The sequence below is a fragment of the Pseudomonas sp. TMW 2.1634 genome (assembly GCF_001703595.1).
In the GTDB taxonomy this organism is placed as follows: Bacteria; Pseudomonadota; Gammaproteobacteria; order Pseudomonadales; family Pseudomonadaceae; genus Aquipseudomonas; species Aquipseudomonas fragi.
Genome location: NZ_CP016849.1, coordinates 4,318,348 through 4,344,782, shown reverse-complemented (window position 1 = coordinate 4,344,782; position 26,435 = coordinate 4,318,348). Strand labels below are relative to the sequence as shown.

25 protein-coding genes are annotated in these 26,435 nt (G+C 60.6%); 15 read left to right on the top strand and 10 right to left on the bottom strand.

What is annotated here, in order from left to right:
* Nucleotides 1-63 precede the first annotated feature (63 nt).
* The 5 genes from BFC21_RS20590 (at nucleotide 64) to BFC21_RS27335 (ending at nucleotide 5,515) form a co-directional block, all read left to right on the top strand.
* Nucleotides 64-588, top strand: coding sequence for an RNA polymerase sigma factor (locus tag BFC21_RS20590; protein WP_162939361.1), 525 nt, complete (start codon nucleotides 64-66; stop codon nucleotides 586-588).
* A complete protein-coding gene (locus tag BFC21_RS20585; protein WP_095040597.1) occupies nucleotides 585-1,562 on the top strand; it encodes a FecR family protein in 978 nt (325 codons plus the stop codon). Before BFC21_RS20590 ends, BFC21_RS20585 begins: the two co-directional genes overlap by 4 nt.
* A gap of 90 nt (nucleotides 1,563-1,652) precedes the next feature.
* Complete coding sequence (locus BFC21_RS20580; RefSeq protein ID WP_088378796.1) at nucleotides 1,653-4,088, top strand: TonB-dependent siderophore receptor; 2,436 nt, start codon at nucleotides 1,653-1,655, stop codon at nucleotides 4,086-4,088.
* Nucleotides 4,089-4,229: 141 nt separating this feature from the next.
* Nucleotides 4,230-5,342 carry a PepSY domain-containing protein gene (locus tag BFC21_RS20575; RefSeq protein ID WP_088378795.1) on the top strand — a complete coding sequence of 371 codons (1,113 nt, stop codon included), beginning with the start codon at nucleotides 4,230-4,232 and terminating at the stop codon, nucleotides 5,340-5,342.
* Nucleotides 5,339-5,515: a hypothetical protein gene (locus BFC21_RS27335; RefSeq protein WP_162939360.1), complete on the top strand. Its 177-nt coding sequence runs from the start codon at nucleotides 5,339-5,341 to the stop codon at nucleotides 5,513-5,515. The genes BFC21_RS20575 and BFC21_RS27335 overlap by 4 nt, the downstream gene beginning before the upstream one ends.
* 63 nt (nucleotides 5,516-5,578) lie before the next feature.
* On the opposite strand, the gene fba is transcribed toward BFC21_RS27335, so the two are convergent.
* From fba to tkt, 5 genes are all read right to left on the bottom strand, one after another.
* Entirely contained in the window at nucleotides 5,579-6,643 is a 1,065-nt protein-coding gene (gene fba / locus BFC21_RS20570) for a class II fructose-bisphosphate aldolase (RefSeq protein ID WP_004419605.1), read from the bottom strand.
* Nucleotides 6,644-6,901: 258 nt separating this feature from the next.
* Nucleotides 6,902-7,120: a hypothetical protein gene (locus BFC21_RS20560; RefSeq protein WP_016782492.1), complete on the bottom strand. Its 219-nt coding sequence runs from the start codon at nucleotides 7,118-7,120 to the stop codon at nucleotides 6,902-6,904.
* A gap of 32 nt (nucleotides 7,121-7,152) precedes the next feature.
* Complete coding sequence (locus BFC21_RS20555) at nucleotides 7,153-8,316, bottom strand: phosphoglycerate kinase (RefSeq protein ID WP_016782493.1); 1,164 nt, start codon at nucleotides 8,314-8,316, stop codon at nucleotides 7,153-7,155.
* Between the two features lie 26 nt (nucleotides 8,317-8,342).
* Nucleotides 8,343-9,398, bottom strand: coding sequence for an erythrose-4-phosphate dehydrogenase (epd, locus tag BFC21_RS20550; RefSeq protein ID WP_083369740.1), 1,056 nt, complete (start codon nucleotides 9,396-9,398; stop codon nucleotides 8,343-8,345).
* A 145-nt stretch (nucleotides 9,399-9,543) separates the two neighbouring features.
* Entirely contained in the window at nucleotides 9,544-11,541 is a 1,998-nt protein-coding gene (gene tkt, locus BFC21_RS20545; protein WP_016782495.1) for a transketolase, read from the bottom strand.
* Between the two features lie 260 nt (nucleotides 11,542-11,801).
* On the opposite strand from tkt, the gene BFC21_RS20540 reads away from it, so the two are divergent.
* The 3 genes from BFC21_RS20540 (at nucleotide 11,802) to BFC21_RS20530 (ending at nucleotide 14,592) form a co-directional block, all read left to right on the top strand.
* Nucleotides 11,802-12,797 (top strand): metalloregulator ArsR/SmtB family transcription factor, encoded by a 996-nt coding sequence (locus BFC21_RS20540; protein ID WP_088378794.1) that lies wholly within the window; start codon nucleotides 11,802-11,804, stop codon nucleotides 12,795-12,797.
* Between the two features lie 19 nt (nucleotides 12,798-12,816).
* A complete protein-coding gene (metK, locus tag BFC21_RS20535) occupies nucleotides 12,817-14,007 on the top strand; it encodes a methionine adenosyltransferase (RefSeq protein WP_016782497.1) in 1,191 nt (396 codons plus the stop codon).
* Nucleotides 14,008-14,196: 189 nt separating this feature from the next.
* Entirely contained in the window at nucleotides 14,197-14,592 is a 396-nt protein-coding gene (locus tag BFC21_RS20530) for a DUF1090 domain-containing protein (protein ID WP_095003908.1), read from the top strand.
* Nucleotides 14,593-14,712: 120 nt separating this feature from the next.
* On the opposite strand, the gene BFC21_RS20520 is transcribed toward BFC21_RS20530, so the two are convergent.
* Nucleotides 14,713-15,162 (bottom strand): cytochrome c, encoded by a 450-nt coding sequence (locus tag BFC21_RS20520; protein ID WP_029611611.1) that lies wholly within the window; start codon nucleotides 15,160-15,162, stop codon nucleotides 14,713-14,715.
* A 128-nt stretch (nucleotides 15,163-15,290) separates the two neighbouring features.
* Here BFC21_RS20520 and BFC21_RS20515 point away from each other — a divergent pair, with 128 nt between their 5' ends.
* Nucleotides 15,291-16,445, top strand: coding sequence for a murein transglycosylase A (locus BFC21_RS20515; protein WP_088378793.1), 1,155 nt, complete (start codon nucleotides 15,291-15,293; stop codon nucleotides 16,443-16,445).
* 135 nt (nucleotides 16,446-16,580) lie between these two features.
* On the opposite strand, the gene BFC21_RS20510 is transcribed toward BFC21_RS20515, so the two are convergent.
* Nucleotides 16,581-16,967, bottom strand: a complete 387-nt coding sequence (locus BFC21_RS20510; protein WP_088378792.1) for an MAPEG family protein — start codon at nucleotides 16,965-16,967, stop codon at nucleotides 16,581-16,583.
* Nucleotides 16,968-16,980: 13 nt separating this feature from the next.
* A complete protein-coding gene (locus BFC21_RS20505) occupies nucleotides 16,981-17,814 on the bottom strand; it encodes a DMT family transporter (RefSeq protein WP_088378791.1) in 834 nt (277 codons plus the stop codon).
* 199 nt (nucleotides 17,815-18,013) lie between these two features.
* Between BFC21_RS20505 and BFC21_RS20500 the strand changes: the two genes are divergently transcribed.
* The 3 genes from BFC21_RS20500 (at nucleotide 18,014) to BFC21_RS20490 (ending at nucleotide 21,834) form a co-directional block, all read left to right on the top strand.
* On the top strand, nucleotides 18,014-19,273 hold the full coding sequence (locus BFC21_RS20500) for a sodium:proton antiporter (protein WP_083369739.1): 1,260 nt from the start codon (nucleotides 18,014-18,016) through the stop codon (nucleotides 19,271-19,273).
* Nucleotides 19,274-19,471: 198 nt separating this feature from the next.
* A complete protein-coding gene (locus BFC21_RS20495; protein ID WP_088378790.1) occupies nucleotides 19,472-19,846 on the top strand; it encodes a hypothetical protein in 375 nt (124 codons plus the stop codon).
* The gene (locus tag BFC21_RS20490) at nucleotides 19,843-21,834 is read left to right on the top strand and encodes a pyrroloquinoline quinone-dependent dehydrogenase (protein ID WP_088378789.1); all 1,992 of its coding nucleotides are present in this window, start codon (nucleotides 19,843-19,845) and stop codon (nucleotides 21,832-21,834) included. The genes BFC21_RS20495 and BFC21_RS20490 overlap by 4 nt, the downstream gene beginning before the upstream one ends.
* A 116-nt stretch (nucleotides 21,835-21,950) precedes the next feature.
* Here BFC21_RS20490 and BFC21_RS20485 read toward each other — a convergent pair whose 3' ends face one another.
* Nucleotides 21,951-22,859, bottom strand: coding sequence for a LysR family transcriptional regulator (locus tag BFC21_RS20485; RefSeq protein ID WP_088378788.1), 909 nt, complete (start codon nucleotides 22,857-22,859; stop codon nucleotides 21,951-21,953).
* A gap of 107 nt (nucleotides 22,860-22,966) precedes the next feature.
* Between BFC21_RS20485 and BFC21_RS20480 the strand changes: the two genes are divergently transcribed.
* The 3 genes from BFC21_RS20480 to BFC21_RS20470 are packed head-to-tail and all read left to right on the top strand — an operon-like array spanning nucleotide 22,967 to nucleotide 25,505.
* Entirely contained in the window at nucleotides 22,967-24,199 is a 1,233-nt protein-coding gene (locus BFC21_RS20480) for a D-amino acid dehydrogenase (protein WP_088378787.1), read from the top strand.
* Nucleotides 24,200-24,229: 30 nt separating this feature from the next.
* Nucleotides 24,230-24,580: a RidA family protein gene (locus BFC21_RS20475; RefSeq protein ID WP_088378786.1), complete on the top strand. Its 351-nt coding sequence runs from the start codon at nucleotides 24,230-24,232 to the stop codon at nucleotides 24,578-24,580.
* Between the two features lie 22 nt (nucleotides 24,581-24,602).
* The gene (locus BFC21_RS20470) at nucleotides 24,603-25,505 is read left to right on the top strand and encodes a transporter substrate-binding domain-containing protein (protein WP_088378785.1); all 903 of its coding nucleotides are present in this window, start codon (nucleotides 24,603-24,605) and stop codon (nucleotides 25,503-25,505) included.
* A gap of 169 nt (nucleotides 25,506-25,674) precedes the next feature.
* Here the strand turns inward: BFC21_RS20470 and BFC21_RS20460 are convergent, their stop codons facing one another.
* Nucleotides 25,675-26,394, bottom strand: a complete 720-nt coding sequence (locus BFC21_RS20460; protein WP_016782510.1) for a 16S rRNA (uracil(1498)-N(3))-methyltransferase — start codon at nucleotides 26,392-26,394, stop codon at nucleotides 25,675-25,677.
* Nucleotides 26,395-26,435 lie beyond the last annotated feature (41 nt).

Below are 26,435 nucleotides of genomic sequence, written 5' to 3'. Positions count from 1 at the left end.
GTAGGACCATTCCCTCTGCCACAATCGCGAATAATTATCGTTAGTTAAAACTTGCAGTCGGTGATGCCCTTGTCGTCAGTCCAAAACCCCCACAGTGAGCTGGTTGGAGCGCTTTATCGCGACCATCGCGGCTGGCTGCTGGCGTGGTTGCGACGCAACGTGGCCTGCCCGCAACGGGCCGAAGACCTCAGCCAGGACACCTTCGTGCGCCTGCTGGGCCGTACCGAACTGCAAGCCCCCCGCGAGCCCCGGGCCTTTCTGGCGGCCATCGCCAAGGGCCTGCTGTTTGACTACTTTCGCCGCGCCGCACTGGAACAGGCCTGGCTCAACGAATTGATGCTGATCCCCGAGGCCGAGCAGCCTTCGCCCGAGGCCCAGCAACTGATCCTCGAAGACCTCAAGGCCATCGACCGCATGCTGGCCAAGCTGTCGAGCAAAGCCCGCGCCGCCTTCCTGCACAGCCGGCTCGACGGCATGACCCACGCCGAAATCGCCGAACGCCTGGGCGTGTCGGTGCCCCGTGTGCGCCAATACCTGGCCCAGGGCATCCGCCAGTGCTATATCGCCCTGTATGGCGAACCGACATGAGCCAGGCCAATACCAAACCGGTCTCGGCCCAGGTGCTGGACGCCGCCATTGCCTGGCAACTGTGCCTGGACTGCGGCAACGGCAGCGCCGTGGAACAGGCCGAATTCGCCAAGTGGTACAGCGCCAGCGAAGAACACGCCCGTGCCTGGTTACAACTGGGCATGCTCGACCAGCGCTTCAGCAACACTGGCATCCCGGCGCGCAACGCCCTGCTCAATGCGCGCAATGGCGTGCAGCAGCGGGTACGCAAGCTCGGTAGCGGCCTGGCGAGTGTCGCGCTGGTGTGCGGGCTGGCCCTGTTCGCCGGTAAAAGCTACCTGCCCATCGATTACTGGATGGCCGACCAGCGCACCGCCACCGGCGAACAACGCCAACTGCGCCTGGCCGATGGCACGCTGCTCAACCTCAATACCCATAGCGCAGTCGATGTACAGTTTGACGACAGCACCCGGCGCATCGTCCTGCAAGAAGGCGAGATCATGGTCGAGACCGGCCACGGCGACCCTCGGCCCTTTATCGTACAAACCCGCGATGGCAGCTTGCTGGCCCTGGGCACCCGCTTCATGGTCAAACGTGAAGACGACGGCACGCGCCTGAGCGTGCTGCAATCGAGGGTCCAGGCCCACCCTCAAGACAGCGTCGAGCAGACCATCTACAGCGAAGGTCAGCAAGTACTGATGCACCGCGACCGTCTGGGCCAGATGTATGCCGTCAGCCCCGGAGCCGATGCCTGGACACGGGGCATGCTGGTGCTGGACAACGTGCGCCTGGCCGACATGGTGGGCGAACTCAACCGCTACCAGCGCGGCCACCTGGGCGTAGCGCCTGAAGTAGCCGACCTGCGCATCACTGGCAGCTTCCCGCTGAACAATGTGGAGCTGGCACTCAACGCCCTGTTGCCGACCTTACCTGTCGAGATCCGGCAACGTACCCCGTGGTGGGTCACTGTCAGCGCCAAGCCTGCGGCGAACTGAATCTAAATTATTTTCAATCAGCCCTATCACTTTTCCAATCTCGTGCGGCACATAGGCATTGAGAAACATTTCCATTCAGGAACCCGCCGAATGTCCCGCACCCTCGACACGTTTTTGCGTCCCACCCTGTTGGCTGTCGCCATTGCCCTCAGCGCCCCGCTGGCCAGCACCCCACTGATGGCCGCCGAGCAGGCGTCGTCTGCGCGCAGCTACAATTTGCCCGCCGGGCCATTGGCGGCCACCCTGAACCAGATCGCCAGCCAGGCCGGCATCACCCTGGCCATCGACTCGTCCCTACTGGCGGGCAAAACCTCAGCGCCGGTCAAGGGCACATTCGAAGCCACGTCCGCGATGCGTGAGGCGTTGCAGGGGAGCGGGTTGCAATTGGTGCCGGGCAGTGCGGGCAGCTTCACGCTGATCGAAATCCCCCAGGGCGCATTGGCCCTGGGGGCAACGACCATTTCCGGCCAGGGCAATTACGAGAGCGCCTGGGGCCCGGTGGATGGTTACCTCGCCCAACGTACGGCGTCGGGTACCAAAACCGATACCTCACTGGCTGAAGCCCCCCGCTCCATCTCCGTGGCCACTCGCAGCCAGATGCAGGATCGGGCGGTGCAGAACCTGGATGATGCGGTTCGTTACATGCCCGGCGTTACGGCCAGCAGCTATGGCAGCGACAGCCGCTCAGAGTGGCTGAAGGTGCGCGGCTTCGAACCCACCCAGTTTCTCGACGGCCTGCCGCTGCCCAAGGGCTCCTACACCATGCCCAAGCTGGAAACCTGGGACCTTGAGCGCGTAGCCCTGCTGCGTGGCCCGGCGTCATCGGTCTACGGCCAGACCCCTGCCGGTGGCTTGCTGGATATGGTCAGCCGTCGCCCGCAAGACACCCCGAGCCATGAAGTGCAGGTACAAGTCGGCAGCTACCAGCGCAAACAAATCAGCTTCGACAGCACCGGCCCGATCGATGATGAAGGCCGCTTTCTTTACCGCATCAGCGGCCTGGTACGCGACAGCAACACCGCGATCGATCACAACGAAGACAAGCGCTACAACCTCGCGCCCAGCCTGACCTGGAACATCGACCCGGACACCAAGCTGACCTTCCTCAGCCAGTTCAACCGTGACGACACGGGTATCACCAGCCAGTTCTTGCCGATCCAGGGCACCAAGGTCGACTCACCGGCGGGCAAGGTGAAGTATCACGAAAACCTGGGTGACCCGAAGTGGGAGTTCTACGACAAGACCTACTACGCACTCGGCTACGCCTTCGAACACCGCTTTGACGATGTATGGCAGTTCCGTCAGAACTTGCGCTACACCAAAAGCGACCTGTCGTTTCAGGGCATCACGGCGGGCGGTTACTACGGCTCCGTTGCCGACGACGGCACCGTGCAGCGCGGCGCCAATATCGTGAACGAAGACATCAGCCAGTTCGCCGTGGACAACAACTTCCAGGCGGACTTCAACACGGGAGCCCTCAAGCACACGGTACTGATCGGCCTCGACCACCAGCGCGTCAACACCAACTACAAATGGCAATACGGCGCCGCCCCGGCCAGCAACATCATCAACCCGATCTACGGGCAGGATTTCAGCAACGTCAAATACACCGCTTACAACGACTACAACCAAAAAACCCGTGACACCGGCCTCTACCTGCAAGACCAGATGGCGCTGGACAACTGGCGCCTGACCCTGGGCGGGCGCCAGGACTGGCTGCACACCGACACCACGTTCTACAACGAGAACAACGCACGCGACAAACGTGATGACAGTGCCTTCACTGGCAATGCCGCGCTGAGCTATGTGTTCGATTCCGGCTTCACGCCTTATGTGTCCTATGCCGAATCGTTCCAGGCCGAGCCGGGTGGTTTTGGCGGCAAGGCGTTCAAGCCCGGCACCGGCAAGCAATACGAAGTGGGCCTCAAGTACCAGCCACCCGGCACCGAGATGCTGTTCACCGCTGCCGTGTATGACCTGACCCGTAAAAACATCGTGCTCAGCGACACCCTGGGTGTAAGCCGGCCACTGGGTGAAGCCAACGTACGCGGCGTGGAGCTGGAGGCCGTGGGCAACGTCAACGAGAACCTTAAACTGACCGCTGCCTACACCTATGCCAACACCAAGATGACCAAGGTCTCCGACCCGCTGGACAAGAACCGTCCTCTCCCCCTGACGCCTGAACATCAAGCCTCGATCTGGGCGGACTACACCTGGCACAAAGGTGTTCTGGATGGCTTCGGCGTCGGCTTTGGTGCCCGCTACATTGGCGAGACCGACAACATCGCAATCGGCAGCATGGCTTATGTGCCCGACGCTTCTTATGGCCACACCGACGCTTACACCGTCTACGATGCCGCGGTGCATTACGACTTGGGTAAGGTTAGCAAAACGCTCAAGGGCGCTACGGTTTCTGTGAACGCCAACAACGTATTCGACAAGGAATACCTGTCGACCTGCGACGGTTTCTATTGCTACTACGGCGACCGCCGTAACGTCATGGCCAGCGTCAACTACAAGTGGTAACCCGCTAAGGGCTGCACCCCCTTCCCCCTGTGGGAGCGGGCTTGCCCGCGATGGCATCACCTCGGCTTTTTCAGACACACCGAGTTGCCTGCATCGCGAGCAAGCCCGCTCCCACAGGGGGTTTACGCATTCAGGATTTTCATGAAAAGCAAAACCATCCGCCGCTGGTCCTTTGTCCACACCTGGACCAGCCTGATTTGCACCGCGTTCTTGCTGATGCTGGCACTCACTGGCCTGCCATTGATTTTTCATCATGAAATCGACCATCTGCTGGGCGATGCGCCGCAGGTCAAGGCGCTGCCTGCCGATACCCCGACCCTCGACCTGCAACAACTGGTACGCGCCGCCGAAGCCCATCGCCCGGGCGAGGTCATGCAGTATTTCGGCTGGGAAGAAGACGAGCCCAATGCCGTCCTCACGATTATGGCCCCCACTGCCGGCACCGAACCCAATTCCTCCCACACCTTTATGCTCGACGCTCGCACCGGCGAAGCCATTGAAACGCCGTCAGCCAATGGCGGGCTGATGATGGTCATGCTGCGCCTGCATGTGGACATGTTCGCCGGGCTGCCCGGCAAGCTGCTATTGGCCTTTATGGGGCTGCTGTTTGTGCTGGCGATCATCTCCGGCACAGTGCTGTACCTGCCCTTTATGCGCCGCCATGAATTCGCCACCGTGCGCACCGACAAATCCACCCGCCTGCGCTGGCTCGACCTGCATAACCTGATTGGCGCCGTGACCCTGACCTGGGCCTTGGTGGTGGGTGTGACCGGGGTGATCAGCGCCTGTGCCGACCTGATTATCGCCGCCTGGCGCAATGACAGCCTCAGCGCCATGATCGAACCCTACCGCGATGCCCCGCCGCTGACCCACCTGGCCCCGGCCAGCCAGCTGCTGGAGATTGCCGCCAGGGCCGCACCCGGCATGCGCCCGGACTTTATCGCCTTCCCCGGCACGCGGTTCTCCAGCGAGCACCATTACGCAGTCTTTATGAAAGGCAGCACGCACCTGACCTCGCACCTGCTGACCCCGGTCTTGATTGACGCCAGCACCCTGGAGGTCACCGCCGTGGCCGGGCGACCCTGGTACATGGACGCTATGGGCATGTCGCAGCCGCTGCATTTTGGCGACTACGGCGGCATGCCGATGAAAATCCTCTGGGCAGCCCTCGACGTGTTGACCATCGTGGTGCTCGGCAGCGGGTTGTACTTGTGGTGGGTGCGCCGCCGCGCCGCCAGGGAGAGCGCACGATGAGGCCGCGTCAGTCGAACTTCTGGAAGGTGTTTGCCATCCCGTTAGCGATCGGGCTGGTCTGCGTGACGGGGCTGTTCAGTGCGCTATTGGGTGACGGCGCCTGGGATGTGCTGAGCTGGATTGGCTTGGGGATTCCTGTGTGGATCAGTGTGCGCGGGTTGCTCAAGCGTTGAGGGCCACAACTGACACCCACAAAAAAGCCCGCATCGCTGCGGGCTTTTTTGTACGCGCCGGTCTTAGTTGACCTTGGCGTTCAGCTCACCCTTGAGGTAACGCTGGTACATGGCTTCCAGGGAGATCGGTTTGATCTTCGAAGCATTACCGGCAGTACCGAAGGCTTCGTAACGGGCGATACACACGTCACGCATGGCCGTTACGGTGGCGCCGAAGAACTTGCGCGGGTCGAACTCGCTCGGGTTGGTTGCCATCAGGCGACGCATGGCGCCAGTCGATGCCAGACGCAGGTCGGTGTCGATGTTGACCTTGCGCACGCCGTGCTTGATGCCTTCAACGATTTCTTCTACCGGCACACCGTAGGTTTCTTTGATGTCGCCGCCGAACTCGTTGATGATCGCCAGCCACTCTTGTGGAACAGAAGACGAACCGTGCATCACCAGGTGAGTGTTCGGAATGCGCTTGTGGATCTCTTTGATCCGGTCAATCGCCAGTACGTCGCCAGTAGGTGGCTTGGTGAACTTGTAAGCGCCGTGGGAAGTACCGATGGCAATGGCCAGGGCATCAACCTGGGTGCGCTTGACGAAGTCAGCCGCTTCTTCCGGGTCGGTCAACATCTGGCTGTGATCCAGAACGCCTTCTGCACCGATGCCGTCTTCTTCGCCAGCCATACCGGTTTCCAGGGAACCCAGGCAGCCCAGCTCGCCTTCAACCGATACACCGCAAGCGTGCGCCAGGGCAACGGTTTGCTGAGTAACGCGAACGTTGTAGTCGTAGTCGGTAGGGGTCTTGCCGTCTTCGCCCAGCGAGCCGTCCATCATCACCGAGCTGAAGCCCAGCTGGATCGAGCGCTGGCACACGTCAGGGCTGGTGCCGTGGTCCTGGTGCATGCACACCGGGATATGCGGGAATTCTTCGATTGCAGCCAGGATCAGGTGACGCAGGAAGGGAGCACCTGCGTACTTGCGCGCACCGGCCGAAGCCTGAACGATCACCGGGGAGTCGGTCTTGTCAGCGGCTTCCATAATGGCGCGCATCTGCTCAAGGTTGTTTACGTTGAAGGCTGGAACGCCGTAGCCGAATTCGGCGGCGTGGTCCAACATCTGGCGCATGCTGATAAGTGCCATTGTGTGTGTCTCTCCCGGACAAGGGTCGTTAATCGTGCAAGCCTGCCGTAGCGGCGGCTGCTATTCAAGTTATTGCAGATCGGGGGTTTGCCCCATTCTGCCAATTCGATGCAGCTGAAACGTTACAGCTCCAGCTATAGCTATGCGGCCTGTTTGTGAGAGCGGGCTTGCTCGCGATGCAGGCAATTCGGTCTAATTGCCGAACCGCGGTGATGTAATCGCGAGCAAGCCCGCTCCCACGCACAAACCCATATCAAATCAAGGGCACCCGCGCTCTTGTGAAGCCTTGGGCGACTCGTATTTTTCCAGCGCCTCAGGCCCTGAGCGTTTATTGACCAGCGGCACGCTTTGCGCCTGCCAGTCAGCCTGGTAGCAACCACTCTCTTCAGGGGTTGCAGCCTCGGGCGCCGGCTTGCTCGAGCCGGCGCAACCGGCCAAAAAGCCCGCGATCATCAACAGCGGTAACAACTTGACCATGTCCATGCTTCCTTTCAGGGCCTGAAACACCTTCAGGCTTTGGCGCGGCTTTCCAGGATCTCGACGGCAGGCAGTACCTTGCCTTCGACGAACTCCAGGAATGCACCACCGCCGGTGGAGATGTAGGAGATTTGATCAGCAATGCCGTACTTGTCGATAGCCGCCAGGGTATCGCCGCCGCCAGCAATCGAGAACGCTGCACTGTCAGCAATGGCCTGGGCCAGAACCTTGGTGCCGTTGCCGAACTGATCGAACTCGAACACACCGACCGGGCCGTTCCACAGGATAGTCTTCGAAGACTTGAGCAGCTCTGCGAAATGCGCCGCGGTTTGCGGGCCGATATCCAGGATCATGTCGTCTGCAGCCACGTCGGCAATCAGCTTGACGGTTGCAGCGGCACTTTCAGCGAACTCTTTGGCCACGACTACGTCGGTAGGCAGGGGCACGTTAACCTTGGCAGCGATGGCGCGAGCGGTTTCCAGCAGGTCGGGCTCGTACAGCGACTTGCCCACCGGGTGACCGGCGGCGGCCAAGAAAGTGTTGGCGATACCGCCACCCACGATCAGCAGGTCGCAGATCTGGCTCAGGCTGTTCAGTACTTCAAGCTTGGTCGACACCTTGGAGCCGGCAACAATCGCCGCCATTGGCTTGGCCGGGGCGCCCAGGGCCTTGCCCAGTGCTTCCAGCTCAGCAGCCAGCAGAGGGCCTGCAGCTGCCACCTTGGCAAACTTGGCCACGCCGTGGGTCGAACCTTCGGCGCGGTGAGCAGTGCCGAAAGCGTCCATCACAAACACGTCGCACAGGGCGGCATATTGCTTGGCCAGCTCGTCGGCGTTTTTCTTTTCGCCCTTGTTGAAGCGCACGTTTTCAAACAGCACGATGTCGCCGGCTTTAACGTCGACGCCATTGAGGTAATCGCTGACCAGCGGCACTTCACGGCCCAAGGCCTTGCTCAGGTAATCGGCTACAGGCTTGAGGCTGTTTTCAGCCGAAAACTCGCCTTCAGTCGGGCGCCCCAGGTGCGAGCAGACCATGACCGCCGCGCCTTTTTCCAACGCCAGCTTGATGGTCGGCAGCGAAGCGAGGATACGCGCATCGCTGGTGACTACACCGTCCTTGACTGGGACGTTGAGGTCTTCGCGGATCAGTACGCGTTTACCTTGCAGATCGAGGTCGGTCATCTTCAACACGGTCATGGGTCGCAATTCCTGAGTTTCTAATGTTAGAGAACGGATTTTGGGTGGGTAACGTGCAAGTAGTGCTCTGCCACATCGATCATTCGATTGGCAAAACCCCATTCGTTGTCGAACCAGGCCAGCAGGTTCACCAGGCGGGGGCCGGAAACGCGGGTCTGGCTGGCATCGACAATGGCCGAATGCGGGTCATGATTGAAATCACAGCTGGCGTGCGGCAACTCGGTATAGGCCAGCAAGCCCTTGAGCGGACCGCTGGTGGCAGCCTCGCGCAGTATGCGGTTCACTTCTGCGGCATCGGTGTCCCGGGCCGTGGTCAGGGTGATGTCCAGGCACGACACGTTCAAGGTCGGCACCCGTACCGCTTTGGCCTGAATCCGGCCAGCAAGTTCCGGCAACAGGCGCTCGATGCCCTTGGCCAGGCCGGTAGACACCGGAATCACTGACTGAAAAGCCGAGCGCGTACGCCGCAGATCTTCATGATGGTAGGCATCGATTACCGGCTGATCGTTCATTGCCGAGTGAATCGTGGTGATCGACACATACTCAAGGCCAAGGGCCTGATCCAGCAAACGCAACAGCGGCACACCGCAGTTGGTGGTGCAGGAGGCGTTGGAGACCAGGCGTTCTTCGCCGGTCAGGCTGTGCTGGTTGACGCCATAAACGATGGTGGCGTCGACATCGGCGTCGCTGGCCATCGGTTGCGAAAAGAGCACGGCGGGCGCACCGGCATCCAGGAAACGCTGGCCGTCGGCGCGGGTGTTGTAGACGCCGGAGCATTCCAGCACCAGGTCAACGCCCAGCGCGGCCCAGTCGATCCCTTCGGGGGTGGCACTGCGGAACACTTTCACGCAGTCGCCATTAATATGCAGGCAATCGCCTTCGATCCGTATTTCGCCGGGAAACCGGCCATGAGTGGAGTCGAAGCGCGTCAAATATTCGAGACTGGCCATATCGGCCAGGTCATTGAGTGCAACAATTTCGAACCCGGCTTCTGCCCCTCGCTCGAACAACGCACGCAAGACGCAACGACCAATTCGGCCGTAGCCGTTGAGTGCAACTTTGTAGGGACGCGGTTGAGGCATGGGGGTTCTCTTGTTTTTACGGGTGAATCAGTCACCACAGCATCAATGCCACTTATGCCATCGCGGGCAAGCCCGCTCCCACATGGACAGTGCATATCCTGTGGGAGCGGGCTTGCCCGCGATGGAGCCAAGCGCTAATGCCGAATCAGTCTTCCAGCAATTCGTCAGCCTGACCCAGGATGTTTTCCAGGGTGAAGCCGAACTCTTCGAACAAGGCAGGCGCAGGCGCCGACTCGCCGTAGGTGGTCATACCGATCACGCGGCCTTCCAGGCCCACGTACTTGTACCAGTAGTCAGCGTGGGACGCTTCGATAGCGATACGGGCGCTTACCTGCAGCGGCAGAACCGACTGCTTGTAGCCTGCATCCTGAGCTTCGTACACGCTGGTGCATGGCATCGACACCACGCGAACCTTGCGGCCCTGTTCGGTCAGTTTTTCCCAGGCCTGAACAGCCAGGCCCACTTCGGAACCGGCCGAGATCAGGATCAGCTCAGGCTCGCCTGCGCAGTCCTTGAGCACATAGCCACCACGGTTGATATCGGCAATCTGGCCGGCATCACGGGTCTGGTGGTTGAGGTTCTGACGCGAGAAGATCAACGCGGACGGACCGTCGTTGCGCTCCAGGGCGTATTTCCAGGCAGCTGCGGATTCCACCGCATCGGCCGGGCGCCAGGTGTCCAGGTTCGGCGTAGTACGCAGGCTGGTCAGTTGCTCGATTGGCTGGTGAGTCGGGCCGTCTTCGCCCAGGCCGATGGAGTCGTGGGTGAACACATAGATCACGCGCTGCTTCATCAGGGCCGACATGCGGATGGCGTTGCGGGCGTATTCCATGAACATCAGGAAGGTCGCGCCGTAAGGCACCAGGCCGCCGTGCAGGGCAACGCCGTTCATGATGGCGCTCATGCCGAACTCGCGTACACCGTAGTACACGTAGTTGCCGCTGGCGTCTTCAGCCGATACGCCTTTGCAGCCTTTCCAGAGGGTCAGGTTGGAACCAGCCAGGTCAGCGGAGCCGCCCAGCAGTTCCGGCAGCAACGGGCCAAAGGCGTTCAGGGCGTTCTGGCTGGCTTTGCGGCTGGCGATGGTTTCGCCTTTGGCAGCGACTTCAGCGATATAGGCGTTGGCCTTGGCATCGAAGTCAGCTGGCAGCTTGCCGCTCAGGCGACGGGACAGCTCGGCGGCCAGTTCCGGGAACTCGGCAGCGTAGGCAGCGAAGCGCTTGTCCCACTCGGACTCAACCGCAGCACCGACTTCCTTGGCATCCCATTCGGCGTAGATATCAGCCGGGATTTCAAACGGGCCGTGGTTCCAGTTCAGGGCCTTGCGGGTCAGGGCGATTTCGTCGTTGCCCAGCGGAGCGCCGTGGCAGTCTTCCTTGCCCTGCTTGTTCGGCGAACCGAAACCGATGGTGGTCTTGCAGCAGATCAGCGTTGGCTTGTCGCTTTTGCGTGCGGTTTCGATGGCAGTCTTGATTTCTTCCGGGTCGTGACCGTCAACGTTGCGGATCACTTGCCAGTTGTAGGCTTCGAAACGCTTTGGCGTGTCGTCGGTGAACCAGCCTTCCACTTCGCCATCGATGGAGATGCCGTTGTCGTCGTAGAACGCGATCAGCTTGCTCAGGCCCAGGGTGCCGGCCAGCGAGCCAACTTCGTGGGAAATGCCTTCCATCATGCAGCCATCACCCAGGAACACATAGGTGTGGTGATCGACAACGTTATGGCCAGGACGGTTGAACTGCGCGCCCATGACTTTTTCGGCCAGGGCGAAGCCCACGGCGTTGGCCAGGCCCTGACCCAACGGGCCAGTGGTGGTTTCAACGCCCGGCGTGTAGCCCAGCTCCGGGTGGCCCGGAGTACGGCTGTGCAGCTGGCGGAAGTTTTTCAGGTCGTCGATCGACAGGTCATAGCCGGTCAGGTGCAACAACGAGTAGATCAGCATCGAACCGTGGCCGTTGGACAGCACGAAGCGGTCACGGTCAGCGAACGAAGGATTGCTCGGGTTGTGCTTCAGATAATCGCGCCACAGTACTTCGGCGATATCAGCCATACCCATAGGGGCACCTGGATGGCCGCTGTTGGCTTTTTGCACGGCATCCATGCTGAGTGCACGAATGGCGTTGGCACGCTCACGACGGCTGGGCATCGCTGTTCTCCTGGGTATTGAAAGTTAAATCGAAACGGAAAAAAGGCGAGCATTTTCCCTCACCCACCCCCTCGGGGCAATGACAGATAGTCAGCTGAAACGTTTTTCCTTTGTTCAGGCGTTCAATCTGTTAAGGATCGGACATTTCATTTCGTTAATAAGCACATCTGACCCGACAAACGCGCCATTTATCGACCAATATCAAAAAGTTTTGATATTGAACTTGCGGGGGCTTGAGCGGGTAACTAGACTGCGGCCCCATGAACTTACGCGTGCCTTCAATCCGCCATGACGATTGCGACGAGCTCTCCGCCCTGTGCAAGGCTGGAGGCGATCCGCTGCGACTCAATGTGCTGCGCGCGTTGGCCAACGATTCGTTTGGTGTGCTGGAGCTGGCGCAGATTTTCGCCACCGGCCAGTCCGGCATGAGCCACCACCTCAAGGTGCTGTCCCAGGCGCGGCTGGTTGCGACCCGGCGCGAAGGCAACGCGATTTTTTATCGCCGCGCCCTGCCCCATACCGAACAACTGGGCGGCAAATTGCATGCAGCACTGCTGGAAGAGGTCGATAACCTGACCTTGCCCGCGGAAGTACAGGCGCGCATCAGCGCCGTACACGGCCAACGTGCAGCCGCCAGCCAGGACTTTTTCTCACGCATAGCCGAGAAATTTCGCGCTCAACAGGATTTGATCGCCGGCTTGCCGCAATACCGGGACAGTGTTTTAACCCTGCTCGACAAGCTGAGTTTCAGCCCGGCGGCCACGGCCCTGGAAGTCGGCCCCGGCGATGGCAGCTTTTTGCCCGACCTGGCCCGCCGCTTTCATCAGGTCACGGCGCTGGACAACAGCCCGGTGATGCTGGAGCTGGCCCGTCAGGTGTGTGAACGCGAGTCACTGAACAACGTCAGCCTGATCCTGGCCGACGCGTTGCACGAAGCACCGCTGCAGGTCGACTGCGTGGTGGTGAACATGGTCTTGCACCATTTCGCCGCGCCGGCCGAGGCACTCAAGCAACTGGCAACCTTGCTGCAACCGGGCGGTAGCCTGCTGGTAACAGAGTTGTGCAGCCATAATCAGGCGTGGGCCCGCGAGGCCTGCGGGGATTTGTGGCTGGGTTTTGAACAAGATGATCTGGCCCATTGGGCCACCGCTGCGGGACTCGTTCCCGGGGAAAGCCTCTATGTAGGCTTACGTAATGGTTTCCAGCTTCAGGTCCGCCACTTTCAGCGGCCAGCTGGCGACACTCACCATCGGTAAATATTAGGAAACCGTCGAGATGAGCGAATACTCCCTTTTCACCTCCGAGTCCGTGTCTGAAGGGCATCCGGACAAAATCGCCGACCAGATTTCTGACGCGGTGCTGGACGCCATCATTGCTGAAGACAAGTTCGCCCGTGTGGCGTGCGAGACTCTGGTGAAAACCGGCGTAGCAATCATCGCCGGCGAAGTGACCACTTCGGCCTGGGTTGACCTGGAGCAGATCGTTCGTGACGTGATCACCGACATCGGCTACACCAGCTCCGACGTCGGCTTCGACGGCGCGACCTGCGGCGTGATGAACATCATCGGCAAGCAGTCCCCTGACATCAACCAGGGTGTTGACCGTGCCAAGCCTGAAGATCAGGGCGCCGGCGACCAGGGCCTGATGTTCGGCTACGCCAGCAACGAAACCGACGTGCTGATGCCTGCACCGATCACCTTCTCCCACCAGTTGGTGCAGCGCCAGGCCGAAGCCCGCAAGTCCGGCCTGCTGCCGTGGTTGCGCCCGGATGCCAAGTCCCAGGTTACTTGCCGCTACGAAGGCGGCAAGGTTGTGGCCATCGACGCCATCGTGCTGTCGACCCAGCACAACCCGGAAGTGTCGTACAAAGACCTGCGCGAAGGCGTGATGGAACTGATCGTCAAGCATGTGCTGCCAGCCGAGCTGCTGCACAAGGACACCCAGTTCCACATCAACCCGACTGGCCAGTTCATCATCGGTGGCCCGGTTGGCGACTGCGGCCTGACCGGTCGCAAGATCATCGTTGACACCTACGGCGGCATGGCCCGTCACGGTGGCGGCGCGTTCTCGGGCAAGGATCCGTCCAAGGTTGACCGTTCGGCAGCCTACGCTGGTCGTTATGTAGCCAAAAACATCGTGGCTGCAGGCCTGGCTGATCGTTGCGAGATCCAGGTTTCCTACGCTATCGGCGTCGCACAACCGACTTCGATTTCGTTGAACACCTTCGGCACTGGCAAAATCAGCGACGACAAGATCATCAAGCTGGTGCGTGACGTGTTCGACCTGCGTCCATACGCCATCACCACCATGCTCGACCTGCTGCACCCGATGTACCAGGAAACTGCCGCTTACGGTCACTTCGGCCGCACGCCGCAGACCAAGACAGTGGGCAACGATACCTTCACCACGTTTACGTGGGAGCGTACCGACCGCGCTGAAGAACTGCGCGCCGCTGCTGGTTTGTAAGTAAAACCTGCTGCACCAAAAGCCCCGTACAGGCAACTGTTCGGGGCTTTTTGCTGCTGGCGGGAAAAGCTCGACGGATTGCTTGCGTGCGGATGCTGCTAACATCCACGGTTTGGATCCGCCAAAACGCTCTTGTGTAGCGTTTTTTTCAGCCTTATTTAATTGTCATCTTTGGTCATGGAGCTATTTATGAAATTACTTTCACCGCTCGCCCTGTTTACTGTTTGCGGCCTGTTGGCCTCCCCGCTGATGGCCGCTGATGCAGCCCCGGAACTGACCGGCTGTGCGGCCAAGAAGCAGGCCATCACCCTGCAACTGGAGCAGGCGCGAGCCCACGGCAACAGCAACCAGGTGGCCGGCCTGGAAAAAGCCCTGAGCGAAGTTCAAGCCCATTGCACCGACGCGGGCCTGCGCAAGGAACGCGAAAACAAGGTGCTGGAAGCCAAGCATGAAGTCAGCAAGCGCCAGGCAGACCTGGACAAGGCCATGAAAAAAGGCGACCCGGAAAAAATCGACAAGCGCAAAAACAAGCTGGCCGAGTCGCGTAAAGAGTTGCAGGAAGCGCTGGATCAGCTGGACAAGTAATACGCCTTGTAGGAGCGGGCTTGCTCGCGATGAGATCGCTGCGGTCTGCCTGACAGATCGCGTCGCCTGCATCGCGAGCAAGCCCGCTCCCACAGCAGGTGGGTACCGGCTCAACTTTACTCAGTGATTCCTGAATGCCTTGTGGCACGCACTGCAGGTGTCTTCGACCTTCTGCACTGCCGGCATCAGGTTGCTGGCTTTGTAGGGCTGCACCTGGCTGGCGATCACCAGCTCACCCGTAGCAGCCTCCAACTGGCGCGCCAGCTCCTGAAAACGTGCCTGCTTTTGCCAGACATCATCAGTAGCGCTGGTTTGATCGCTCTCTTTGACTTGAGGGAAATGCTTCCACGGTTCGTAAGCCAAGGCATCCAGCTTGATCGCGCCCTCGGTAAAGCGCGGACCATCGAACGGAATTCGACCCCGCAACATGCCGCCCAGGTCTTCACTGGTCTTTAGCATTTGCTTGAAAATCGCTTTACGCTGGCCCAGCGGCGAATCGGGATCAACCCCGCCACACGCCGTCAGCGTCAGGCAGGCGAGCACTACAACAGTCAATCGTTTAAGAGTCATGGTGGCTTCAGGTCACGGAAATCGGCCGCCAGTATCCTCGTGTCACCTGCAAAGACCAATACCCTTATTAAATATACGGTTTGCCTTGACGGCCATCAGACCTCGGCAGCCTTGAAGGAACAGCGTCAATGAACAGATTTTTCAAACCACTGGCCTGGGCGCTGCCCGTTGTCATGTTGCTGGCCGGATGCAACGGCACCGACAAGGACGCAGACAAGAATGCCGTCAAACCTGAGCCGCACACCACCTACAGCAAAGCCGACTGGAGTGCCCTGCCGGAAGTGACGGGCAGTGACCTGCAAAGCGGCTTCGCCTCATGGCGCAGTGCCTGTACCCGCCTCAAGGCGGATGCCAACTGGGGACCGGTCTGCACCGACGCTGCGGCATTGCCTGCCAGCCCGAGCGTGGCCGAAATCAGCAATTTCCTGCAAACCCACCTCGACGTGTACAGCCTGCGCTCGGCCGAAGGCAGCAGTGACGGCCTGATCACCGGTTATTACGAACCCGTTTACCCGGGCAGCCTCAAACCCACCCAAGCGGCCAATGTGCCGATCTATGGCGTGCCCACTGACCTGATCGTGGTCAACCTGGACAGCATTTACCCCGAACTCAAGGGCAAGCGCCTGCGCGGTCGCCTCGAAGGTCGCGTGCTCAAGCCTTACGACACCGCCGAGACCATCAACAGCAAAGGCCTGGACGCCCCGGTACTGGCGTGGCTGACCGACCCGATGGACCTGCAGTTCCTGCAGATCCAGGGTTCTGGCCGGGTCCAGCTCGACAATGGCCGTCAACTGCGCATCGGCTACGCCGACCAGAACGGCCACCCGTACAAACCGATTGGCCGCTGGCTGGTCGAGCAAGGCGAACTGAAGAAAGAAGACGTCACGATGGGCACCATTCACGCCTGGGCAATGGCCAACCCGCAGCGTGTCCACGAGATGCTGGCCAGCAACCCGAGCTATGTGTTCTTCACTCAGAATCCTGACAGCAACGAAGGCCCGCGCGGCTCGCTGAACGTGCCGCTGACCGCCGGTTACAGCGTGGCAGTTGACCGCAAGGTGATTCCGCTGGGCAGCCTGTTGTGGTTGTCGACCACCCAGGCCAACGGCCAGCCCATCGTGCGCCCGGTTGCCGCCCAGGACACCGGCGGCGCGATTGCCGGCGAGGTGCGGGCTGACTTCTTTGTCGGCACGGGCCCCGAGGCAGGGCAAATTGCAGGCGACATGAAACAAAAGGGCAATATCTGGCTGCTGTGGCCTAAAGGGGCGGCGTTGCCGTTGTAAGAGCACCTGCTGGCCATAGAATCCGACTTTTGTGGGAGCGGGCTTGCCCGCGATGCAGACGATGCGGTTCGCCTGATGCACCGCGTCGAGGCCATCGCGAGCAAGCCCGCTCCCACAGGCAGTGTGGTGATTGCGTTACATCGACACAAAAAAGAAGCTGACCACCAGCCCCATGCCGATAAACCACACGATTGAACGCAGAATCGCCCAGTCGGCCAGGTAACAGATGATGTAGAGCATGCGGCTGGTGACAAATAACACCGCCAGCACATCGATGGTCACCGGCTGGGCGTTGCCCACGATATCGGCAATGATCACCGCCGCGGCAAACGCCGGGGTCACTTCAAAGCTGTTGAGCTGGGCACTGTGGGCGCGCTTGGCAAACCCTTGCAGGCCGTCGAGAAACGCACGCGGATCATGGTTCTGTTTGGGCCCGAACTTGCCATCACTGAACTTGGCAAACGCGGTGCACACATAGGTCAGGCAGAAGGCAATCAGTACACACCAGAAAGCAACCGTCATTGGAATTTCCTTTTTAGAGTTTCATCACGAGCATGCCGATCAGCACCAGCCCACAGGCTATGAGCCTCGGCCCGCCGAAAGGTTCTTTGAGGTAACGCATACCGAACAGCACCACCAGAATCACACTGACCTCACGCAGCGCCGCCGCCTCGGCAATCGAACCCAACTGCATGGCCCACAGCACCAGCGCATAGCTGGCCAGCACGCAAACCCCCACCGCCACACCCAAGCGCCATTGCGTGCGCCAGAACAGCTGGAACGCAGCACGCTTGCGGGTGACCGCCAGCAGCGGGAACGGCCAGGCACTGAGCAAGGTGACCCACACCAGATAATCCAGCGGATGGGACCAGCGCCGGATCGCCTGCCCGTCCAGGAAGGTATAGCAACCGATGCACAGGCCGATCAGCGCCACCACCGGCAGCATCGACCAGGGCAGGCGATCACCGCCACCGCCCTGCCACAACAAGCAGGCCATGCCGCACGGAATCAGCAAAATGCCGATGATCTGCTGCCCGCTCAGCACTTCACCGGCAAAGGTCAGGGTCAGCGCCAGCACCACCAGCGGCGAAAGCCCGCGCATCAGCGGGTACACCAGCCCCAGGTCGCCCACCCGATAAGCGCGGATCAACAGCACCCGGTACACCAGCTCGAAAAACACCGAAGCCAGAATCCACGGCCAGATATCCGCCGGCGGCCATTGCGCAAAACCCACCAGCACCGCCACCACCACCAGCGCCACCGTGTCCATGCAGGCGATCACCAGCAAACGCTCACCGCTGAACTTGATCAGCGTGTTCCAGATCGCATGCAACACCGCCGCGACCAACACCAACACCGTTGCCAGCACCGCAGACTCCTTATTGTTATCAACCTGCGACTGCCGCAAGCGCCACCATGCAACCTCAGTGCTACAGTGTGGTCAATGACCTCGCACTTCGCGTCCCTTTGCCACACCCCCGGGATGTGCCCCTGATGCCCGTTTTTGCATCCAAACATGACCCGAACCCGTCGGGTTTCCATTCACTCTCGCCACCACAGGATCCCGGATGCTTGAGCTTGTTGCTGCGTTTATCTGCCTGACTTCACTACTGACTTATGTGAACTTCCGCTTTATCGGCCTGCCGCCGACGATTGGCGTGATGGTCACCGCCCTGATGTTTTCCCTGCTGTTGCAAGGCTTGAGCTTCCTCGGTTACCCGGGGCTGGAAGAGCGTGTGCAGGAGCTGATCGGCCAGATCGACTTCGGCGACCTGCTGATGAACTGGATGCTGTCGTTCCTGCTGTTTGCCGGCGCGCTGCATGTGAATTTCAACGACGTGCGCAGCTATCGCTGGCCTATTGGCCTGCTGGCCACGGTCGGTGTATTGATCGCCACCACAGTGATCGGCAGCCTGGCGTACTGGATTTTCGGCCTGTTCGGCTGGCATATCAGCTTCTTGTACTGCCTGCTGTTCGGCGCACTGATTTCCCCTACCGACCCGATTGCCGTGCTCGGCGTGCTGCGCACCGCCAACGCTTCCAAGCCACTGAAAACCACCATTGTGGGCGAGTCGCTGTTCAATGACGGCACCGCCGTTGTGGTGTTCACCGTGCTGCTGGGCATCGTGCAACTGGGTGAAACCCCGAGCCTGAGCGCCACGGCCATGCTGTTCGCCCACGAAGCCATTGGCGGCGTGGTGTTCGGTGGCCTGATCGGTTACCTGGTGTACCGCATGATCAAGAGCATCGAGCAATACCAGATCGAAGTGATGCTGACGTTGGCCCTGGTGATTGGCGGCTCGGCCATGGCCAGTGAGCTGCATGTCTCGGCGCCGATTGCGATGGTGGTGGCCGGTTTGATCATCGGCAACCTGGGCCGCAACAAGGCCATGAACGAAATGACCCGTCGCTATATGGACGGCTTTTGGGAATTGCTCGATGACATGCTCAATGCCCTGTTGTTTGCGCTGATTGGCATGGAGCTGTTGCTGCTGCCGTTCTCGTGGCTGCATTTGCTGGCGGCCAGCGGCCTGGCCGTGGCCATTTTGCTGTCGCGCCTGCTGACCGTGGCACCGGCCATTGTCTTGCTGCGTCGCTGGCGCACCGTGCCCCGCGGCACCATCCGCATCCTCACCTGGGGCGGCCTGCGCGGCGGTGTTTCGGTGGCTTTGGCCTTGGCCTTGCCACTGGGCCCGGAACGCGACCTGATCCTGAGTATCACTTACATCGTGGTGCTGTCCTCGATCCTGTTCCAGGGTTTGACCATCGGCAAACTGGTCAAGCATGTGACCAAGGATGCGCCGGTGGAGGCTGAGCAGGCGCACTGACACTCACATTTCCTGTGGGAGCGGGCTTGCCCGCGAGGGCATCTACTTGGTCTGTCAAAGAGACCGAGCCGCCTGTATCGCGAGCAAGCCCGTTCCCACAAAGATTCCTGCCGCTTGCATCATCCCGGCGATTTCCCCCGCCTTGGCTACACTCACTTTCCGTAATGCCCTCGGGTATATATCGCTAAGGAGAAAGGGATGAGTACTTCTGCTGCCTACGCACCGCCCAGGCGCCAATTGGGCGCCCATATCATGATCATCGCGGCTCTGGCCGCCCTGGCCATTACGGCAGGGCGATTCTTTATGCCCCTGTCCGGCGTGACGGGCTCCGGCGGAGCGATGACCACGATGTTTGCCGAATTAGTGTTGTTCGTTCTGGGCGTGCTGCTGGTCAAGACCGGTGCAGGCGGCTTGCGCAACTTCGTGCTGTTCCTGGGCTGGGCCGGGGTCATCGGCACCCTATTTGCCTCCAGCCTGCTGCATGGTTGGTGGACGGTAATTGCCCTGCTGGTCTACGCCGTGGGTGTTGTCATCGAAACCTTTGGCCCCAAGCCAACAAGGAGCGCGCTATGAACGGGATCAAGAAGCACTTTTTGACAGCTCCGACGCTGTGCTTGCTGGCCGGGGTATCCAATGCCTACGCCCAGGACACCTACACCGTACCGCCGCCGTTGCTGGCTCCGTCGAGCATCTCTGCCGAAGCTGCCAAAATTCCGATCCCCAGCGGCAAGGAATGGGACAGCTTCCACGGCCAGCTCAGCTCGCAGAAGTACTCGCCCCTGACTCAAATCAACAAGGACAACGTCGGCAAGCTGACCAAGGTCTGGCAGTACTTTACCGGTGACATGTCCACTGGCACCGGCAAAATCCCGCCATCGGTGTGGTCCGCTACCCCCATCTTTGCCAATGACACGCTGTACGTCGGCACGCCGTTCTACCGGATCATCGCCCTTGAGCCCGAGACCGGCAAAGAGAAGTGGACCTACGACACCAAGTCGCCCCTGGTGGCCGAAACCCAGCCCGCGCTGAAGTCACGCGGCGTGGCCTACTGGCAGGAAAAAAACCCGCAAGCGGGCGTGGCCTGCCAGAAGGTCGTGTACCTGGGCAACATGACCGCCCAGCTGTATGCGGTAGACGCCGACACCGGCAAGCCCTGCGAGGGTTTCGGCAAAAACGGCGTGGTGGACGTCAACCAATGGAACACGGTCAACGCCAAGTGGCCGCTGTCGCAACTGCAACCGCCTACCGTGATCGGCGACAAGCTGATCGTCGGCTGGGCCGGCAAGGATTGGGAATACGAAGTTGAATCACCGGGCTCGCTGTTTGCCCTCAATGCCCGTACCGGCGAGCTGGAGTGGGAATTCAAGCCGATCCCCGATGAAGAGGCCGGCAACACCGGTACGGCCAACATCTGGACGGCGATGTCTTATGACCCGGCGTTGGGCTTGCTGTACATCCCTGTGTCCTCGCCTTCGCCCAACTACTGGGGCGGCAACCGGGCCAAACCGATTCCGCTGGGCACCTCGACCACCGCGCTGGATATCAACACCGGCAAGGTCGTCTGGTCTCGTCAGTGGGTTCACCATGACCTGTGGGACTACGATATCAACTCTGCGCCGACGCTGATGGACATCACCGTCAATGGCAAGCCTGTAGCGGCGCTGGTGCAAGCGACCAAAATGGGCTTCCTGTTCACCGTTGACCGCCGCACCGGCGAAGACGTGTGGCCGATCGAAGAACGCCCGGTGCCAAAAGGCGACGCCGACGGCGAGGTGTATTCGCCAACCCAGCCGTTCCCGACCAAGCCTGCGCCGCTGCTGGACCAGTCGAAAAAACCGGCCATCTGGAAAATCGCCGACATCGTCGGGTTTGGCCAGTGCAGCAAAATGTGGGACGGCCTGGAATACAACGGCATGTACTCGCCGCCATCCACCAAGGGCAACGGCGTGCTGGCTTACCCGGACAGCGCAGGTGGTGTGCAGTGGGGCGGCGTAGCGTTTGACCCGGTGAGTCAGGTGGCGATCGTCAACACCTCGCACATCGTGCAGATGATCAAGCTGTGGGATCGTGCTTCCTACGACAAACAGCCTAAAGATTCTGGCAACGAAAACGGCTTCTACCCACAGATCGGCGCGCCATATGGCATGAGTTTGCTCAATGCGCAGAACTGGGCAGGCATGCCGTGCTGGGCACCGCCTTTCGGTGAAATCGTGGCCATCAACATGAACACCGGTGACGTGAAATGGCGTCGGCCGATGGGTGCCGTGCAGCAGTGGGGCTGGTACATGCCTGAAAGCATGGGTTCACCGACCATTGGTGGTCCTGCGGTGACCGCAGGTGGCCTGGTGTTTATCGGTGCGTCGATGGATGCCAAGGTGCGCGCTTACTCCCTGGAGGACGGCAAGGAGCTGTGGTCGGATATCGTCATGGCCCCTGCAGTCGCCAACCCCGCCGTCTATGAATACAAGGGCCGGCAGTATGTGGCGTTTGTGGCGGGTGGCAACTCGATCCTGAAAGATCAGGTGGGCGATCAGGTGGTGGTGTACGCCTTGCCGAAGTAACTCCCGCCCCACCTGTGGGAGCGGGCTTGCTCGCGATGGTATCGATGCGGTTCAACAATAAAACCGCGCCGTCTGTATCGCGAGCAAGCCCGCTCCCACACGGTTAGATCGCGTTATCAACCCGCCAACCGCTGCAACTGTTCACTGGCATGCTCTGCGAACAGTTGCAGCAACCCTTCCAGCGTATGCGCCGGAGCCTCATCGGCCCGGGTCAGCGCATACAGCGTAATCGGCAGCGCCGGGCTCAAGGGCCGGATCACCGTACTCCCCCGCGATGCACCCAACGCCGTAAACGGATCGATCACCGCCAACCCCGCACCCGACTCCACCATCGCCCGCGCCAGTGAATAGGTCTGCACCGCAATGCTGATGCGTGGTGGCGGCTCCACCGCCTGCAGGTAATTGTCCAGGCGGGCAAACAGCGGATCGGCACTGCTCAACCCGATCAACGGCGCATCCGCCAACTCATTCAGGGCCAGTGGCAGGCCTTCGCTTTCATCCGCCCAATACCCCCGCGGAGCCAGCGCCACCAGCACACCGTGGGCCAATGCCCGAGCCTTGAGCCCGGGGTGATCAGGCAACTTGAAGGTCAAGGCCACATCCAGCTCGCGCATCAACAGGTTTTGCACCAGTTCCCGACTATGGGCACTGGCCAGCTCACAGTTGATATCGGGGTAACGCCGCGTCCACTCACTGATCACCGGCGGCAACAGCGCCAAAGCCAGCGCCGGCGTACTGCCGATCCGCAAACGCTGGCCCGGCTCACGGCGCAGGCTTTGGGCCAGGCGCTGCACGCCTTGCAGGCTTTCGGTCACCTTGTCGACTTCGCGCTCCAGCAACAGCGCCTCGGGAGTGGGCTGCAACTTGCCACGCACGCGCAAAAACAGCGGGAAGCCCAAGCGCTGCTCAGCGTGTTGCAGCACCTTGCTCACCGCAGGCTGCGACACATGCAGCAACTGCGCAGCCGCACTCACAGAACCGGTTTGGCGAATCGCCTGGAACACTTCGATATGACGCAAGCGCATGGCAGCAGTCCATAACCTTTGTTTATGGGAGGACCATCTTTATTCATTGTTCGCCGCCTGTCACCTGCCCCTAATCTGAAGCCCGAACAACAAGGGTAAGGACTGACATGGCACAGCGAGTTTGCATCATCGGCGGGGGCGTCATCGGGCTGGCCACAGCGTATGCCCTGGTGCGCGACGGCTTTGAAGTGACGGTTATCGAGGCCCGGCCGACCCTGGGCAGCCAGACCAGCTTCGCCAATGGCGGCCAACTTTCCTACCGCTATGTAGCACCGCTGGCCGATGCCGGCGTGCCGTGGCAAGCAATGGGCTGGATGTTGCGCGGTGATTCGCCCCTCAAGCTGCGCCCACGCATGGACCCGGCCCAATGGCGCTGGCTGGCCTCGTTTGTTGCTGCCTGCCGTGGCTCGGTGAACCAGCGTAATGGAGCACATTTGCTGCGCCTGGCGTTGCTCAGCCAGGCCACGCTGCAGCAATGGCGCGAAGAAGATCAGCTCGACGGTTTCGCCTGGCAGCGCAACGGCAAACTGGTGGCGTTCCGTGAACGCGGCAACTTTGAAAAGGCCCGCAAAAAAGTTATCCACAGCTCATTTCAACAGGCCCTGACTGCCGGCGAGTGCGCCAGCCTGGAACCCGGCCTGCAAGGCTCGGCATTTGTCGGCGGTATCTACACCCCCAGTGAAGAAGTCGGTGATTGCCATGCGTTCTGTCAGCAACTGGCCGCCCGCCTGCAGGCCAGTGGCCGTTGCACCTTTATGCTGGGCAAGACCGTCACCCGCCTTCGTCACGCCAACGGTGCCGTAGAAGCAGTGGAAATGGGCAACGAAGTGCTGCCCGTGGACCAACTGGTGCTCGCCGCCGGGCACAACAGCCCGGCCCTGCGCTTGCCGGGGCTGCACTTGCCTCTGTACCCGCTCAAGGGCTACAGCCTCACGTTGGCGCTGACCGACCCGCAAAAGGCACCACACGTAAGCATCACCGACTACGACCGAAAAATTGTCTACGCGCGTATCGGCGAACAACTGCGCATCGCCGCGATGGTCGACATCGTCGGCTTCGACCCCGCACCAGACCCCAGGCGCCTGGCGCAAATGCGCCAACTGGCCAGCAGCACCTTCCCGGATGCGGGCAACTATCAAACTGCCATCGAATGGGCTGGCATGCGCCCTGCAACCCCCAGCGGCGTGCCCATCCTGGGTGCCAGCGGTTATCGCAACCTGTGGCTCAACCTGGGCCACGGCGCCCTGGGCTTCACCCTGGCCTGCGGCAGCGGGCGCTTGCTCAGCGAGCTGATTGCACAACGCAAAACCTCCATTGACATGCAAGGCCTGGCCGCCTGAGTGCGCCAGCCCGTCCAGAAGGAAAGCCCTATGACCATTCAACGCATCAACAGCAATGACCGTTTGAGCGCCGCCGCAACGTTTGAAGCCCTGGTATTTCTGTCCGGACAGGTGCCCACGCAAAGCGAGGACATTACGGCGCAGACCCAGGAAGTGCTGAGCAAGATCGACGCCCTATTGGCCGAAGCTGGCAGCGACAAAGACCACATCGTTAATGCCACCATTTACCTGCAAAACATCCAGCGCGACTTTGCGGCGATGAACGCCGTGTGGTCAGCCTGGCTATCGGCAGGCAAGGCCCCCACCCGCACCACCCTGCAGGCGGAGCTGGCGCGGGCAGAAGTACGGGTGGAAATCAGCGTGATTGCAGTTCGTCATTAATCTGAGTGAGGGGAAAACAACAATGAAAAAACTGACCTTGATCGGTTGCACCCTGGGCCTGCTGATAAGCCATACCGTACACGCCAACGAAGCCCCGCTGCAGGGCACGCTGAAAAAAATTGCCGACTCGGGAAGTATTACCCTGGGTTATCGCGATGCATCGGTGCCGTTCTCCTATGTCGGCGATAACAGCGGCAAGCCCATGGGCTATTCGGTGGAGCTGGCCAACAAGATCGTCGAGCGCGTCCAGCAGCAAGTGGGCGGCAAGCCGCTGAAGATCAAATACAACCTGGTGACCTCGCAAACCCGCATCCCGCTGGTGCAGAACGGCACGGTCGACCTGGAATGCGGCTCAACCGGCGTGACCGCCGAACGGCAAAAGCAGGTGGCATTTTCCTATGGGTTTATTTACGTCAAAGGCCAACTGCTGACCGCCAAGGACAGCGGCATCAAGGGCTTCGATGATTTGCGCGACAAAAACGTGGTGACAACAGCGGGCACCACCAACGAGCGCTTTATCAAAAGCTACAGCGCCGACCACAAAATGGGCATGAACGTGATCAGCGCCAAAGATCATGGTGAAGCCTTCAAGATGCTCGAAACCGGTCGCGCCGTGGCGTTTTATATGGACGATGCGCTGCTCTACGGCGAGCGGGCCAAAGCCCGTGATCCGCACAAATGGGTAGTTGTAGGAGATGAGCAATCCCGGGAAATCTACAGCTGCATGGTGCGCAAGGACGACCCGCAGTTCCTGGCCGTGGTCAACAAGACCCTGGCCGACCTGTATCAGTCCGGGGAAATCACCGGCATTTACCAGCGCTGGTTCGAACAACCGATCCCGCCCAATGGCCTGAACCTGGAATTCCCGATGACCGCTGAACTGAAGCAGATCATCGCCACGCCGGTCAGTGATCCGGTGGAGTAGGTGTGAAGCTGAAAGGTGCAAGCGAGCGAAATCTTCTCGGATGCTTTACGGGAGTGAAGGCCTCGCCTTTGTGGGAGCGGGCTTGCTCGCGATGCATGCGCCGCGGTTTGTCTGAATAACCGCGTCGATCCCATCGCGAGCAAGCCCGCTCCCACAAAAGCAAAAGAACTTAGAAATCGCCCCACAACTGCTGCGCCACGGCCAGGGCTACCACAGGTGCGGTTTCGGTACGCAGTACCCGTGGGCCAAGGCGTGCAGGCTGGTAGCCGGCGGCCTGGGCCTGATCGATTTCGTTGTCGGTCAAACCGCCTTCGGGGCCGATCAAAAACGCCAGGCGCGCAGGCTTGGCGTGACTGGCCAGGGGCTCGGATACCGGGTGCAGCACCAGCTTGAGGTCGGCCTCAGTGGTTTTGATCCAGTCGCCCAGCAACACCGGCGGATGAATCACCGGCACCCGCGAACGACCGCATTGCTCACAGGCGCTGATCGCCACTTGCCGCCAGTGGGCCAGGCGCTTGTCGGCGCGTTCGTCCTTGAGCCGCACTTCGCAGCGCTCGCTCATGATCGGGGTGATTTCAGTCACACCCAGCTCAGTGGCCTTCTGAATCGCCCAGTCCATGCGCTCGCCACGGGACAGGCCCTGACCGAGGTGGATGGCCAGGGGCGACTCGACTTGCCCGGCAAAGGTTTCGTCGAGCAGCACACGCACGCGTTTTTTGCCGACTTCCAGCAAACGCCCCAGAAACTCCTGACCCGAGCCGTCGAACACTTGTAGGGCATCGCCCTCGGCCATGCGCAGCACGCGGCCAATGTAATGCGCCTGGGCTTCAGGCAGTTCGTGCTCACCGAGACTCAAGGGGGCGTCGATAAAGAAGCGGGACAATCTCATTTATATTCTCTGAAAATTCGGGTGCTAATGTGGGAGCGGGC